The organism is Halopseudomonas pelagia (assembly GCF_009497895.1).
Taxonomy (GTDB): domain Bacteria; phylum Pseudomonadota; class Gammaproteobacteria; order Pseudomonadales; family Pseudomonadaceae; genus Halopseudomonas; species Halopseudomonas pelagia_A.
This window is the reverse complement of the sequence record NZ_CP033116.1, coordinates 4,121,939-4,135,428: the sequence shown is the minus strand read 5'-3', so window position 1 is coordinate 4,135,428 and position 13,490 is coordinate 4,121,939. Positions and strand designations below refer to the sequence as shown.

Annotated in this window: 11 protein-coding genes; 5 read left to right on the top strand and 6 right to left on the bottom strand. The window is 58.1% G+C overall.

Annotation, left to right across the window (positions count from 1 at the left end; translation table 11 throughout):
* Positions 1–10: 10 nt before the first annotated feature.
* Together EAO82_RS18980 and EAO82_RS18975 are read right to left on the bottom strand one after the other, a co-directional pair.
* Positions 11–358: a P-II family nitrogen regulator gene (locus EAO82_RS18980; protein WP_096347093.1), complete on the bottom strand. Its 348-nt coding sequence runs from the start codon at positions 356–358 to the stop codon at positions 11–13.
* Positions 355–1,860: a DUF1538 domain-containing protein gene (locus tag EAO82_RS18975; protein ID WP_218838633.1), complete on the bottom strand. Its 1,506-nt coding sequence runs from the start codon at positions 1,858–1,860 to the stop codon at positions 355–357. The genes EAO82_RS18980 and EAO82_RS18975 overlap by 4 nt, the downstream gene beginning before the upstream one ends.
* 102 nt (positions 1,861–1,962) lie before the next feature.
* Between EAO82_RS18975 and EAO82_RS18970 the strand changes: the two genes are divergently transcribed.
* On the top strand, positions 1,963–4,902 hold the full coding sequence (locus tag EAO82_RS18970; RefSeq protein WP_096347094.1) for an ATP-binding protein: 2,940 nt from the start codon (positions 1,963–1,965) through the stop codon (positions 4,900–4,902).
* Between the two features lie 18 nt (positions 4,903–4,920).
* Here EAO82_RS18970 and EAO82_RS18965 read toward each other — a convergent pair whose 3' ends face one another.
* Positions 4,921–5,433: a glycine cleavage system protein R gene (locus EAO82_RS18965; RefSeq protein WP_096347095.1), complete on the bottom strand. Its 513-nt coding sequence runs from the start codon at positions 5,431–5,433 to the stop codon at positions 4,921–4,923.
* A 22-nt stretch (positions 5,434–5,455) separates the two neighbouring features.
* Positions 5,456–6,340, bottom strand: coding sequence for an HDOD domain-containing protein (locus EAO82_RS18960; protein WP_096347096.1), 885 nt, complete (start codon positions 6,338–6,340; stop codon positions 5,456–5,458).
* Between the two features lie 118 nt (positions 6,341–6,458).
* Between EAO82_RS18960 and EAO82_RS18955 the strand changes: the two genes are divergently transcribed.
* Positions 6,459–7,652: a class I SAM-dependent rRNA methyltransferase gene (locus EAO82_RS18955; protein WP_096347097.1), complete on the top strand. Its 1,194-nt coding sequence runs from the start codon at positions 6,459–6,461 to the stop codon at positions 7,650–7,652.
* A 401-nt stretch (positions 7,653–8,053) separates the two neighbouring features.
* Here the strand turns inward: EAO82_RS18955 and EAO82_RS18950 are convergent, their stop codons facing one another.
* Positions 8,054–8,710 (bottom strand): HAD family hydrolase, encoded by a 657-nt coding sequence (locus EAO82_RS18950; RefSeq protein ID WP_096347098.1) that lies wholly within the window; start codon positions 8,708–8,710, stop codon positions 8,054–8,056.
* Positions 8,711–8,920: 210 nt separating this feature from the next.
* On the opposite strand from EAO82_RS18950, the gene EAO82_RS18945 reads away from it, so the two are divergent.
* Together EAO82_RS18945 and ptsP are read left to right on the top strand one after the other, a co-directional pair.
* Entirely contained in the window at positions 8,921–9,442 is a 522-nt protein-coding gene (locus EAO82_RS18945) for an RNA pyrophosphohydrolase (RefSeq protein ID WP_096347099.1), read from the top strand.
* Between the two features lie 12 nt (positions 9,443–9,454).
* Complete coding sequence (gene ptsP, locus EAO82_RS18940; protein WP_096347100.1) at positions 9,455–11,722, top strand: phosphoenolpyruvate--protein phosphotransferase; 2,268 nt, start codon at positions 9,455–9,457, stop codon at positions 11,720–11,722.
* 1 nt (position 11,723) lies between these two features.
* On the opposite strand, the gene EAO82_RS18935 is transcribed toward ptsP, so the two are convergent.
* Entirely contained in the window at positions 11,724–12,479 is a 756-nt protein-coding gene (locus EAO82_RS18935) for an NRDE family protein (RefSeq protein ID WP_096347101.1), read from the bottom strand.
* Between the two features lie 225 nt (positions 12,480–12,704).
* Here EAO82_RS18935 and EAO82_RS18930 point away from each other — a divergent pair, with 225 nt between their 5' ends.
* Entirely contained in the window at positions 12,705–13,487 is a 783-nt protein-coding gene (locus EAO82_RS18930) for a sulfite exporter TauE/SafE family protein (protein ID WP_096347102.1), read from the top strand.
* Positions 13,488–13,490: the final 3 nt, after the last annotated feature.

The following is a 13,490-nucleotide window of genomic DNA, read 5'->3' as shown; positions in this document are numbered from 1 at the left end:
CCTGGTGAGATCAGATTTCGTTCTTGATCAATTGTTCGAACTGGGCAATCTGGCGGTGATCGATCCCGGCGATATGTTCCAGCGGCAAGGTAAACACCACCCCGCGGCTGTGATTATTCAGATCCAGATCCTTGACCAGTGATTTCATTACGCGTAGAGACAGCTTCTTTTCCAGCACCAGAATCAGCACTGACTGGCTGCCCTCGTAGGTCAGGCCAAAGAAGGTTTTCTTTGGTTCGGCGCCCAGCCCGCGACCATTGAGGATGGTCATGCCACCAGCGCCTGCCGCTTTGGCTGATTCGATTGCCTGCTCTTCGAGGTCTTCAGCCAGCATCGCGACCAATACCGAGAATTTCATGTTGTTTCTCCTGTGTCTGGCCTGATCCACTCCATGACGATAGCGTAGAGCATGACCGTAATAATGGGGAAGATCGAGGCGAAGGCTATCAGGCCGAACCCGTCGATCAGGATGCTACGGCCTTCTATGTGGGTGGCCAGCCCGATACCCAGCGCGGTAACTAACGGCACGGTCACCTCGGAGGTAGTGACGCCGCCCAGATCGTAAGCCAGTGGCACGATGAAGCGTGGGGCGATAAACGTCAGGGCAATCACCAGCGCATAGCCACCCATGATGTAAAAATGGATAGAGTCGCCGACGATGATGCGGTGCACGCCAATGCTGATGCCGATCGCCACTCCGAGTGCTACCAGCAGGCGAATGTGCCTCGCGTCGAGTTTTCCGTGCGCTGCTTCTTCCGCCTGGGCGCCAATGGCGATCAAGGCCGGTTCGGCCATGGTGGTGGCAAAGCCTATAGCGAACGCGAACAGATAGACCCACAGCAGCGTATCCAGGCCAATCAGCTGTTCGGCCATGCTGCGGCCTACCGGGAACAGCCCCAGCTTGAGGCCGATAACAAAGGCATACAGACCCAGTATCACCATGGCGAAGCCGAGCACCACCCGGCGCACGTAGGGTATGGGTTTGCGGATCACGGCATATTGAAAAAATACAATGACCAGAATGATCGGCAGTACATCGCGCAGCATGCTCAGCAGGTCCACAAGCATGATCAAAGCTTGGCGTCCGGCTGTTCTGCTGGATGGGTCCTGGGCCAGGTTGCGGGCGACTTCAGCGGTCTCCAGCGGCGCTGGAAGCAGCGTATAGACGACGATGCCATACAGTTGTACGGCAATCATCGGCACCATGACCGCCAGCGCAACCAGCCCAAAGCCGTGGGCCAGCGGGTTGCGGCCCTTGATCGACGCGGCCAGGCCCACACCCAGAGCGGCAATCAGAGGCACGGTGACAATGTTGGTGGTCACGCCGCCGGAGTCGTAAGCCAGGCCGACAATTTCTTCCGGGGCAAAAAAGGTCACGCTGACGACCAGCAGGTAGCCACTGATCATGTACCAATGCAGAGGGTGGCCGAGCAGGGTGCGTAACACGCCCAGGGCCACCACGGCTCCAACCGAAAAGGCCACCAGCAAGCGCAGGGTCAGGGCGTCGATGCGTCCGGCGCTGATCAGCTGTGCCTGTTCCGCCACTGCTATGAGCGCGGGTTCGGCCACCACCGCGGCAAATCCCAGACTGAAACCGAAGGCCATCAGCAGGGGTAGGGAGCCGCGTCGGGCAAAGGCATTGGACAGGCCCTTGCCGACCGGAAATATCCCCAGATCCAGACCCTGAAGAAAAATCGCCACACCGAAGACCACGATCCCCAGACCCACCAGCATGGTGCCCAGGTTGTCTGGCACCTCACGGATGATCAGCAACTGAAAAATGCCGACCACCAGCACAATCGGCAGCAAGTTGCCAAAAGAATGCTTGAGAGTGTGCCAGAAGGTCAGAAGATGATTCACAATAGTGGCGGATCCTTTCGCTGGCTTGCTTGGTATATCAGTTCTGATAGTAGCAGGGGCCTGGTGTGGAGAAGCTGACCTCTATCAATGGACAGGTGTAACATGGCCAGAACTGATTCAACCAACCTGCGCAGCTGGATGTGGCGGGCTTTTGTCCAGAGTGCCCTGATTCCGCTGCTGCTGGTGGAAACGGTTCTGGTGGCGGCGTACCTGTTGTCCAACACGGCTATCCGTGATGCTCAGGTTGAGCACCTGCGCAGCACCGCGCAGAGTGATATGCAGACGGCCGCAACGCAGGAAGCGCATGTGGTTAATCAGCGCCTGAAGAGCGTGGGGGAACTGGCCAGCCTGTTTGCCGGGCAGGTTGGCGCTGCCTTGAGGCGAACGGATGTACCGCAAGATGCGCAGGAAGCTGATTTGCTCGTGCGGTCGGCGTCCGGCGTACTGCATAGCCAGCGCGACGAAGGCCGTGCGGCTTCTTTCTACTCGAACGTCACTCCGCCCAGCCAGCAGGACCAGAGCAAGGTCATGCGCCTGGCGCAGCTTGACGAGCTGATGAAAGGCATCGAGCAGAACAGCACATTGGTCAGCGCGGTGTATTTCAACACGCATGACAGCTACAACCGCATCTGGCCCTGGTTTTTCACCCCCGAGCAGTATCCGCATGACATGGATATCCCCAGCTACAATTTCTACTACCTGGCCGATGCGGTTAACAATCCATCGCGCGGCGTGACCTGGACCGACGTCTATGTGGACCCAGCGGGGCAAGGTTGGATGATGTCGGCATTAGCGCCGGTTTATACCGACAATTTTCTCGAAGGCGTGGCAGGTCTGGATATCACCATTGGCAGTATTCTGGAGGAAATATCATCGCTGGCGGTGCCCTGGGGCGGTTACGCCGTACTGGTGAGCGAGGACCTGAATATCATGGCGCTGCCGGAAGCGGGCGAGCGTGATCTGGGGCTGAACGAGCTAACGCATTACAGCTATGCCGAAGCCGTGCGTAAAGAGATATTCAAGCCCGGCGATTTCAACCTGGCCAACCGCAATGACACCCGTGAGCTGGCCGCGCTGGTAGGCAGCGAAAGCCAAGGCGTCATGCCGCTCGAACTGGGCGGACGTTCGCAATTGGCGGCCTGGGCGAGCATACCTGAAACTGGCTGGAAGCTGATTACGCTGGTAGACGAAGCCAGTTTGTTCAGTCGTACCAATGCACTGGCCACGCAGTTTCGGCAGATTGGCTATCTACTGATTGCCGGTCTGGTGCTGTTCTATCTATTGTTCTTCGCTGTTATGTCGCTGCGTGCGCGGCGGTTAAGCCAGGCACTGGAGGCACCGATCAGCGGCATTAGCAGGATGATGGAAGAAATTGGTGAAGGTAACTGGCATCCTCAGCCCCACCGCTCGCCCATCACAGAGCTCGACTTCATGGCCAGTAATACTTCGGCGATGGGTGACAAACTGGCGGACAGCGAGCATTCCAGACAGGAAGCCATGCAGCACCTGGAAAGGGTGTTGGACTCGACCACCGAAAGTATCTGGGAGGTCGAGGTGGCGCAGAAGCAGATTCGCTTCCAGGGTCGGCTCAATCAGCGTTTTGGCTTGCCTGCCGGTGTTATCAGCCTCGACACCTTCTTGCAGCGCGTGCATCCCGATGACCTAGCTGCAGCGCGTAACAGCCTGTTGCCGCGCAGCGCGCAGCAGAAGCTCGAGGCTGAATACCGCCTACGCGATGCCGCTGGTGACTATCACTGGCTACTTGGCCGTGGACGGATCGTGGAGATGGACGGACGTTTCCAGCGACCGCAGCGCGTCGCCGGCACCCATGTGGATATCGATGCAATCAAGGCGACTCAGGAAGCTCTGCGTGCCGCCAGCCTGCAGGCCCAGTCAGCCAACCTGGCCAAGAGCCGCTTCCTGTCGAGCATGAGCCACGAGTTGCGCACGCCATTGAATGCGATCCAGGGCTTTGCGCAACTGTTGTCACTGGATCTGGAAAAAGACGCTAGCAACACCACGTCTCAAGCAGACTCGCATCAGGCAGGCGTTCAGCAACAAACCATGCAGCAGCAAGTCTACGAGATATTGCAGGCCAGTCAGCACCTGTGTTTGCTGGTTGATGATGTGCTTGATCTGGCGCGGATTGAAGCCGAGCGCCCGGTTGTGCAACTGGCGCCTGTGGATGCCTGGCAGACACTGTTGGCCTGCGCGGAGCAGGTCCGGCCGGAGCGCGAAATGGCCGGGCTCGCTCTGCGTCTGCACAGGCCAGAGCAGCAGGCCATGGTGCTTGCTGAGCCACGGCGTCTGCGGCAGATATTGCTCAACCTGCTGAGCAATGCGGTTAAATATAACCGGCCGGGCGGCAGTATCACGCTGGACTGCGTTTCCGTCGGCGCAGGCTGGCAATTGCGCGTGGCCGACACTGGCCGTGGTATCAATCAGCAGGACCAGACCAAACTGTTCAAGCCATTCCAGCGGCTGGGACATGAGAACAGCGCGATCAAGGGCACCGGCATTGGTCTGGCGTTGAGCCGGGAACTGGCAAGCCTGATGAATGGTGAGCTGGGTTTCAGCAGTGAGCCAGGGGTAGGCAGCTGTTTCTGGCTGCAACTGCCGGGTGCAAACGCTGCGGGCGCTGCGGAATCCGGTAGCCAGGCGCGGAACGACAGCGATCTGCTGGATGTGATCTACGTGGAAGATGATCGCGCCAGTCAGATACTGGTGCAGCACGCATTGTCTGCGGTGGCCCAGGTAACGCTCATCGATAATGGGCTGGAAGCCTTGCACCGCATCACCGAGCGGCCACCGCAGGTACTGCTGCTGGATATTGATCTACCCGATATGCAGGGCGACCGTTTGCTGCGCTCGTTACGCGGTAGCGTGCGCACCCGGGATCTGCCGGTAATTGTGATCAGCGCCGGTGCTCTGCCGGCTGACCGGCAACGCGTCAGCGATCTCGACGTCGCCTATTACCTGACCAAGCCCCTGCAGATACAGGATCTGCTGGATGCGATAAGTCGAATTATGCGTGCGCCCTGATCCGCCGCAACGGGTGATTCAGCGTTCGCTGAGCTCGACCATCAAGTCATCGGCCAGGTTTTCCAGATCGCTGCGCAGAGCGTCGAGATCCGTTTGCGGGTAGATGCCCAAATCCGCCTGTGCCTTGAACAGCAGGTCTGAGCTCATCGGCGCCGCGGTACATTCGGTATCCAGTTTTTCCACGTTGACACCGTGCCGGGCAAGGATCTGTGACACCTCATGCACAATCCCCGGGCGGTCGTTGCCCAACAGGCTCAGATGCAGGTGCGTCAGCTGCGGATCGTCAGCCTGGCCGCTCACCGCTACCTGTACATTGATGCCCAGGTGCGTCAGCCCGTCCAGATCAACGCGCAGCGCCTCGACATTATCCGGGTGGATGTCCACGCGCAGAATGCCGGCAAACTGCCCGGCCATTCTGGCCATGCGACTTTCCAGCCAGTTGCCGCCGTGGCGATTAATGACCTGGGCAATACTTTCGACCAGGCCGGGTTTGTCGGCGGACATTACGGTCAGTACAAGCGGGGTAGACATGCTCACTCCTCAATCTGCTGCCTCAGTCCTGATAATAGCGGCCTTCGCCACTGGTCATCATTTCCCGGCAATTGAATTCAATGTTTTCGAAATCGTACTCGGTAAGGCCGACATATTCGAGTATACGGGCGCCGACCGCGTTCCATTCGTGGTCTACCGGCTGATTGGCCAGCACTTTGTGTGCCCGGCAGATATGCTCGGCCATCTTCAAAATGGCCAGCAGGTTCTTCAGCCCGGCATCATGGTGATCTTCTTCGCCAAAGATCTGCTCGGCGTTGTGATGACTGGCGATGGCGTCGCACAGATGGCGTGGCAATAACCAGGATTTGGCGGTGAAATAGCCGATGACGGCATGGTTGGTGTTCAACCGCAGGTTTTCTACATCAACGATGCGCTGGCCCGGCTGCGCGTAGGATTCTTCCAGTACTTCAATATAGTACGGAAAACGTTTGAGCATCAGCGGAATGCCGCAGTTGTGAAACAGCCCCAGCGCATAGGCTTCATCCGGTTCAACACAGCCGATTTTCTTCGCCAGTGTCATGCAGGTCATGGCGATATCCTGGGCGCTGTCCCAGAAGCGGTTGAGGTTGACGATGTTCTCGTCGGTCATTTCGCCACGGATCGACTGCGCATTGACGATATTGATCACCCGGCGCACGCCGAGCAGATTCACCGCCTGCTGAATGGATGAAATGCGATTGGCCAGACCGAAAAACGGTGAATTGACTATTTTCAGCAAACTACCAGCCAAACCGGGGTCCTGGCTGATAAGCCGGGCGATCACCTTCAGATCCGGGTCCGGCATCACCTGTTCCATCTGCAGATCCACCATGATCTGGGGTTGCGGCGGCACACTGATGCCTTGCAAGGCGTGCTTGATCTGCTCTTCCGTAAGATCCTGAGTCATGCGCTGTGGGTCCACTCTCGTGCGGGATATTGGAGTTTAGCCGCAGACTGGCGGGCTGGACACCCTGTATAATGCTCGCCCGGCGGAATCACCTGCCGCCCGAGAGTAAGGAGCTCCCATGACGCTGCCAAGTCTGCGCCTCAAATCCAACAGTGACAGGCGCATCAAAGCCGGCCATCTCTGGGTATTCAGCAACGAAGTGGATACCGCCCAGACCCCGCTGACCGCCTTCGAACCCGGCCAGGAAGCACAGCTTGAGAGCGCCTCAGGCAAACCTCTGGGCCTGGTCTGCATGAGTCCGACCAACCTGATCTGCGCACGCATGCACAGCCGCGATGTGGGCCATGGCCTGGACAAGTCCTTGCTGGTTCACCGCATTCAGGTCGCGTTGAGTCTGCGCGAGAAACTTTTTGACAAACCTTTTTACCGCCTGGTTTACGGCGACGCGGATTTATTGCCCGGTCTGGTCGTAGATCGCTTTGGCGATTACCTGGTGGTGCAGATTGCCACGCCGGGCATGGAGCGGGTGCGCGAGGCGATTGTCGAGGCACTGGTTCAGGTGCTCAAGCCTGCAGGCGTGCTGTTCAAGAATGACAGTGGCGCGCGCAAGGCCGAGGATCTGCCGTCCTACGTCGAGGCTGCCTTTGGCGAAGTGCCGGAGCATGTTGCGCTGGAAGAAAATGGTGTGCGCTTTGAAGCGCCAGTCTGGACTGGACAGAAGACCGGCTGGTTCTACGACCACCGCATGAACCGCGCGCGTCTGGCGCCCTATGTAAATGGCAAGCGCGTATTGGATCTGTATTCCTATATCGGCGGTTGGGGTGTGCAGGCGGCGGTGATGGGCGCGACTGAGGTCATGTGTGTCGACAGCTCGGCGCCGGCTTTGGATATGGTCGAGCACAATGCCGGCCTTAACGGCGTAGCCGAAAAGATGGCGGTGGTTGAAGGTGATGTGATGGATGCCTTGCGCGAGCTGAAGTCGGCTGGCGAGAAATTCGATGTAGTGATTGCTGATCCACCGGCGTTTATCAAGAAGCGCAAGGATGTACGCAATGGGGAAGCCGCTTACCGCCGTTTGAATGAGCAGGCGATGCGGCTGCTGAACAAGGATGGCATTTTGGTTTCGGCTTCCTGCTCCATGCATCTGGCGGAAGAAAATCTGCGCGAGATTTTGCTGGCCTCCAGCCGGCATCTGGATCGCCATCTGGTGATCACCGAGCGCGGCTTCCAGGGCCCGGATCATCCGCTGCATCCAGCGATACCGGAAACCGGTTATATCAAATCGCTGTTTTGCCGAGTATTGCCGGTCTGATGAGACTGGCAAGATCGCAATAGAATGATGGCAAAGGGTTTGACTTGGTTTTTGGACAGCAAACCCAGCCTCACTCCGCAGTTGATATAGCGCTCGGGCTGGCAGGGCGGAGAAAGTGTCGATAACAGGGATGTTATCGTCAAGCCTCCAGGGATGGATTTACGGCGTCTTTCGGAGCTTTGCCAGATCGAGCGCGGGGTGCTCGCAGATCCTGAGAACACGGTGTAAAGCCGCCCCAACCCGACAGAGCACGCCGACACGCAGCGAGTACGTCCATGTAGCTCATCGATGGCATCCCTGCCATCGACGGTCGGCTTAGCTCTATCGGGTTGCGACGGCTACGTACTCCGCAGGATTCTGATACAAAGCGCGTTGGGCCCTGTTTTCAGCACAGTTGCCAGCTAGTCCCGCAAGGTAAGAATCGGCCAGCCATGCTCCTGCGCATGCGCACGCAATACCTCATCGGGATCAACCGCCACCGGGTTGTCCACTAGATTCAACAGTGGCAGATCATTCTGCGAATCGCTGTAAAAGTAACTTCCATCGAGTTTCTTACCGTTCTCCATCAGCCAGCGCTCAAGGCGCGTCACCTTGCCCTCGCGGAAGCACGGAATATCGGTAGTGCGGCCGGTGTAACGGCCATTGGCGCGCTCGCACTCGGTCGCCAGCAGAATGTCGATCCCCAGGCGCTCGGCAATCGGTGCCGTGATAAAGCGGTTGGTGGCCGTGATGATCATCAGCGTATCGCCGGCCTTACGGTGCTTGTCTATTAACGCCAGTGCCTGCGGCAGCACGATGGGATCGATGCGTTCGGCCATGAATTGCTTGTGCCAGGCGGTCAGTTGCTCGGGTTCGTGTTCGGCCAGCAGCTGCAGGCAGAAATTCAGGTAGACCTGAATATCCAGGCGCCCGGCCAGGTAGTCATTGAAAAACTCATCGTTGCGCGCCTTGTAGGATGCGCCGTCGACGATGGCGTGATCGACAATGAACTCGCCCCAGGCATGGTCGCTGTCGCCGCCAAGCAGCGTGTTATCAAGATCAAAGATGGCCAGAGGCAAGGGGTATCTCCTGTGTTTAGGTGCCGGAGGCGCAAGGATAATCCAGCCTGCGGGCAAATGCTTGTGCTGTGTGGGCGGGGCAGCAAGGCACCGAATGTACGAATGCTGAAGGTGTGCTTATAAGGCACTGAAATGCCTGTTACTCTGCAATTGCTGCTTCGCGCGTCTTTGTGGAACAATGCAAAGGACAATTAATCAAGGATACCGGCTGTGATCGACCCTGATGGCTTCCGTCCCAATGTAGGCATCATCCTGACCAATGGGTCCGGGCAGGTGCTGTGGGCGCGGCGTATCGGCCAGGATGCATGGCAGTTTCCGCAGGGCGGTATTCAACGCAATGAAACGCCTGAACAGGCGTTGTACCGCGAATTGCATGAAGAAGTCGGCTTGATGCCCGACGATGTTGAAATTCTTGCCTGCACCCGTGGCTGGCTGCGCTACCGTTTACCCCAGCGCTTGATTCGTAGCCACTCTCAACCTGTATGTGTGGGTCAGAAGCAGAAATGGTTTTTGCTGCGGCTGACCGCCGATGAGCAACAAGTCTGTATGACCAAGACCCCTAAGCCCGAATTTGACGGTTGGCGTTGGGTCAGTTACTGGTATCCGCTGGGCCAGGTGGTGGCTTTCAAACGCGACGTTTATCGTCGTGCAATGAAGGAATTGGCGCCGAGACTGCCGCTGGGTTTGGACGCGAGCGATTGGATGGAAACGACTGGATGGAAACGTGAGTAAACAGACGTGAGCATGCTCAATACCCTGCGGCGCATTGTTCAGGAAGTGAACTCCGCCAAGGACCTGATCACCGCACTGGACATCATTGTCCAGCGCGTGCGTGAGGCCATGGGTACAGAAGTGTGTTCCGTTTATCTGCTCGATCCAGGCAGTAGCCGCTATGTGCTGATGGCCACCCAGGGTCTGAATAAAGATGCGGTAGGCGTCGTCAGCATGGCCAACAACGAAGGCCTGATCGGTTACGTGGGCGCCCGCGAAGAGCCGGTAAACCTCGAAGATGCCGCCGCTCACCCAAAATTCCGCTACTTCGCCGAGACCGGCGAGGAGCGCTTTGCCTCGTTTCTAGGTGTGCCGATCATCCACCATCGCCGGGTCATGGGCGTGTTGGTGGTCCAGCAGAAAGAGCGCAGGCAGTTTGACGAATCTGAAGAATCCTTCCTGGTCACCATGAGCGCTCAGTTGGCCGGGGTTATTGCACACGCTGAGGCCACTGGCTCGATTCATGGTCTGGGTTGGGCTGGCGAGGCGATTCAGGACACCCGGTTTGATGCGGTACCTGGAGCCCCCGGCGTAGCGATCGGCCAGGCGGTGGTGATTCTGCCGCCGGCCGATCTCAAGGCCGTGCCGGATAAGCATGTCAAAGATATTGAGGCGGAAGTGTTGCGCTTTCGTAGCGCGATCGAAGCTGTTCGCCAGGACATGCATGACATGTCCGCCAAGCTATCTACCCAGCTGCGGCCCGAAGAGCTGGCGCTGTTTGATGTGTACCTGATGATGCTGGATGACGCCGCCCTGGGTAACGAGGTACTGGCGGTCATTCGCGGCGGGCAATGGGCGCAGGGCGCTTTGCGTGAAGTGGTCAATGCCCATATCAACCGTTTCGAGATGATGGACGATCCGTATCTGCGTGAGCGCGCCTCGGACGTCAAGGATCTGGGCCGACGCATCCTCGCGTATCTGCAGGAGGCCAACAAGGAAGAGCGGGTCTTCCCTGATCAAACCATTCTGGTCAGTGAAGAGCTGTCGCCAGTCATGCTGGGTGAGGTGCCAAAGGAAAAGCTCGTGGGTCTGGTCTCGGTGCTTGGCTCGGGTAGCTCGCATGTGGCCATTCTGGCGCGCGCCATGGGCATTCCGACGGTCATGGGTGCAGTGGACCTGCCGTACACGCGCATGGACGGTCTGGAACTGATCGTTGATGGCAACCATGGCGAGGTTTATTCCAACCCGTCACCGGAGTTACGCCGGCATTATCTGGAAATAGTCCGCGAAGAGCTGGAGCTGGTGCAGGGGCTGGAGAAGCTGCGTGATGTGCGCTGCGTGACCACCGACGGCCACCGCATGCCGCTGTTTGTGAACACCGGCTTGCTGGCCGATGTTGCCCGCTCGCTTGATCGTGGTGCCGAGGGCGTCGGGCTATACCGTACTGAAGTGCCGTTCATGATCCAGGATCGCTTCCCCAGCGAAAAGGAGCAGCAGGCGACCTATCGTGAGCAGCTGGAAGCCTTCCACCCACTGCCGGTGACCATGCGCAGCCTGGATATTGGTGGCGACAAGGCCCTGACCTATTTCCCCATCCGCGAAGACAACCCCTTCCTCGGTTGGCGCGGTATTCGTGTAACGCTGGATCACCCGGAAATCTTTCTGGTGCAGACTCGCGCCATGCTCAAGGCGAGCAAGGGACTGAATAATCTGCGCATCATGTTGCCGATGATCAGTAGTGTTTATGAAGTGGAGGAGGCGCTGCATCTGATTCACCGCGCCCACAGTGAAGTCTGTGATGAGGGCATGGAAGTGCCAATGCCGCCGGTGGGGGTGATGATCGAAGTGCCGGCGGCTGTCTACCAGGCGCGTGAGTTGGTGCAGATGGTCGATTTCCTCTCCGTGGGTACCAATGATCTGACGCAGTACCTGCTGGCCGTCGATCGCAACAATCCTCGCGTGGCGGATCTATATCATTCGCTGCATCCGGCGGTGCTGCAGGCGTTGATCAAGATCGCCACCGCCTGCCGCGAAGCCGGCAAGCCAATGAGTGTGTGTGGCGAAATGGCCGGTGATCCGGCCTCTGCAGTGTTGCTGATGGCGATGGGTTGCGACGTCCTGTCTATGAATGCGACCAACCTGCCTAAGGTGAAGTGGCTATTGCGGCAGATATCTCTGAGCGATGCCAAAGCGCTGCTGGATGAAGTGATCGGCCTGGATAATCCGCACCTGGTGCAAAGCACGCTGCATTTGGCGCTGCGCAACATGGGTCTGGAAAAGGTCCTGCGCCAAGGCCGCTGAGCTAGTCCCCGGCCAGGTGCCAGCAAGACTCACCCAGTGCTTCGCCCATCGGCGCGAACCGCCGCTCCACGAAAATGATACCGCCCTGTTTATCCATCTTGAGCAGGCTGCTGGCGCGAGTCCCGTAGTCTCCGCCCAGAATAAACGTAGCCGAGAGTAGTCGCTCCCATTCCAGGCTGACGCCGGTATCGGGCAGTTGTTGATCCGGGTAAATATGCTTGTCGCTGAGCAAGCCGAGCAATACATCGGCACCGGCGTTCAGGTTGTCAGCCAGGTTGGTCCGCAATTGCTTTAGCTTGGGCCAGTCGCTGTCCAGCGAAGCATTGGATAATCCATAAACACCCGGCGGCAATTGTTGCATCTGGTTGGTCTGGCTATTGAGGTGCCATAACTGCTGAAGGTTACCCACCAGCAGGTTGAACCCGGCATAATCGCCGCCCCTGGATTGCAGGTGTTTCAGGTAGTCCTCCGGAGTTTGTTCGCCAGCCAGATAATCGAGCGCCAGAGCGCCGCGTGATTGCGCGCCCTTCCTGGCGCCAGGCGCACGGATATTGGTCAGTGCGGCGAATCGACCGCGCCGTGTAATCCCTAGCCAGGTTCCCCCTGCTTCCAGATCCTTGCCAGCGAGCAGATCAGGCAAGCCTTCCTCGGTCCAGAAGCCCGCTGCGCGAGTCGGTCTGGCGTGGAACTCGTCTCGATTTCCCAGCAGAATGAACGGGTAGCCGCCCGTCTGCCAGGCAAAAGCCATCAGACACATAGATGTTCCCCTCCCCCGGTAATCCTCCTAGTGTACGGGTTTTTGCCCTTCGAGTAGTGGCCTGAGTGGCCCATTGACGGCTGCGTGCGGCACGTTTAAACAACCGCCAATGTGATCTGCAACTGACTTTCCAGGCACGCATCGGCGTTCGTTTCGGCTACACTAGCGGCCTGCCTGGCGGCGCTGACGAAATTCGCCTGGTAGCCTTTGAAGCTGGGGGTAAGTGTGGAGTTTCTGGTCTATCTGGTATTAGGTGGATTTGCCGGCACGCTGGCGGGATTATTTGGCGTCGGCGGTGGCATGATCATTGTGCCGGTGCTGGTTTACAGCTTTACCCTGCAAGGATTTGCGCCCGAGGTGCTTACGCATATGGCCGTGGGGACGTCGTTGGCGACCATCGCTTTTACTTCTGTTAATGCCATTCGCGCCCACCACCTCAAAGGCGCGGTTCGCTGGTCTCTGTTTCTCTGGATGGCGTTGGGTATTGTGTTTGGTACCGTGCTGGGAGCAATGACTGCGGCTGTGATTCAGGGCGCGATTTTGCAGAAGATTATCGGCGTTTTCGCCATTGCGGTGGCAATCCAGATGGCTTTTGATTTGCGCCCCAAGGCTTCATCGGATGTGCCGGGCAAGCCAGCTTTGACAGTAGCTGGCGGAGTGATAGGTTGGGCGTCGGCGATATTTGGTATTGGTGGCGGATCCCTTACTGTACCTTTTCTGGTTTGGCGTAGCGTGCCGATGCAGCAGGCCGTGGCAACCTCTTCAGCTTGTGGCCTACCGATCGCTCTGGCTGGCGCTGCGAGTTTTGTCTGGACTGGCTGGGCGGTCACGCCGCTACCGGATTGGAGCCTCGGCTACGTTTATCTGCCGGCGATGATCGGCATTGCAGCCACCAGTATGCTGTTTGCCGGTTTTGGCGCACGGTTGGCACATAGGCTGTCACAACAATTGCTCAAACGGCTGTTCGCCTTGTTATTGGTGGGCGTGGGCATCAATTTTTTAATGTAGGGA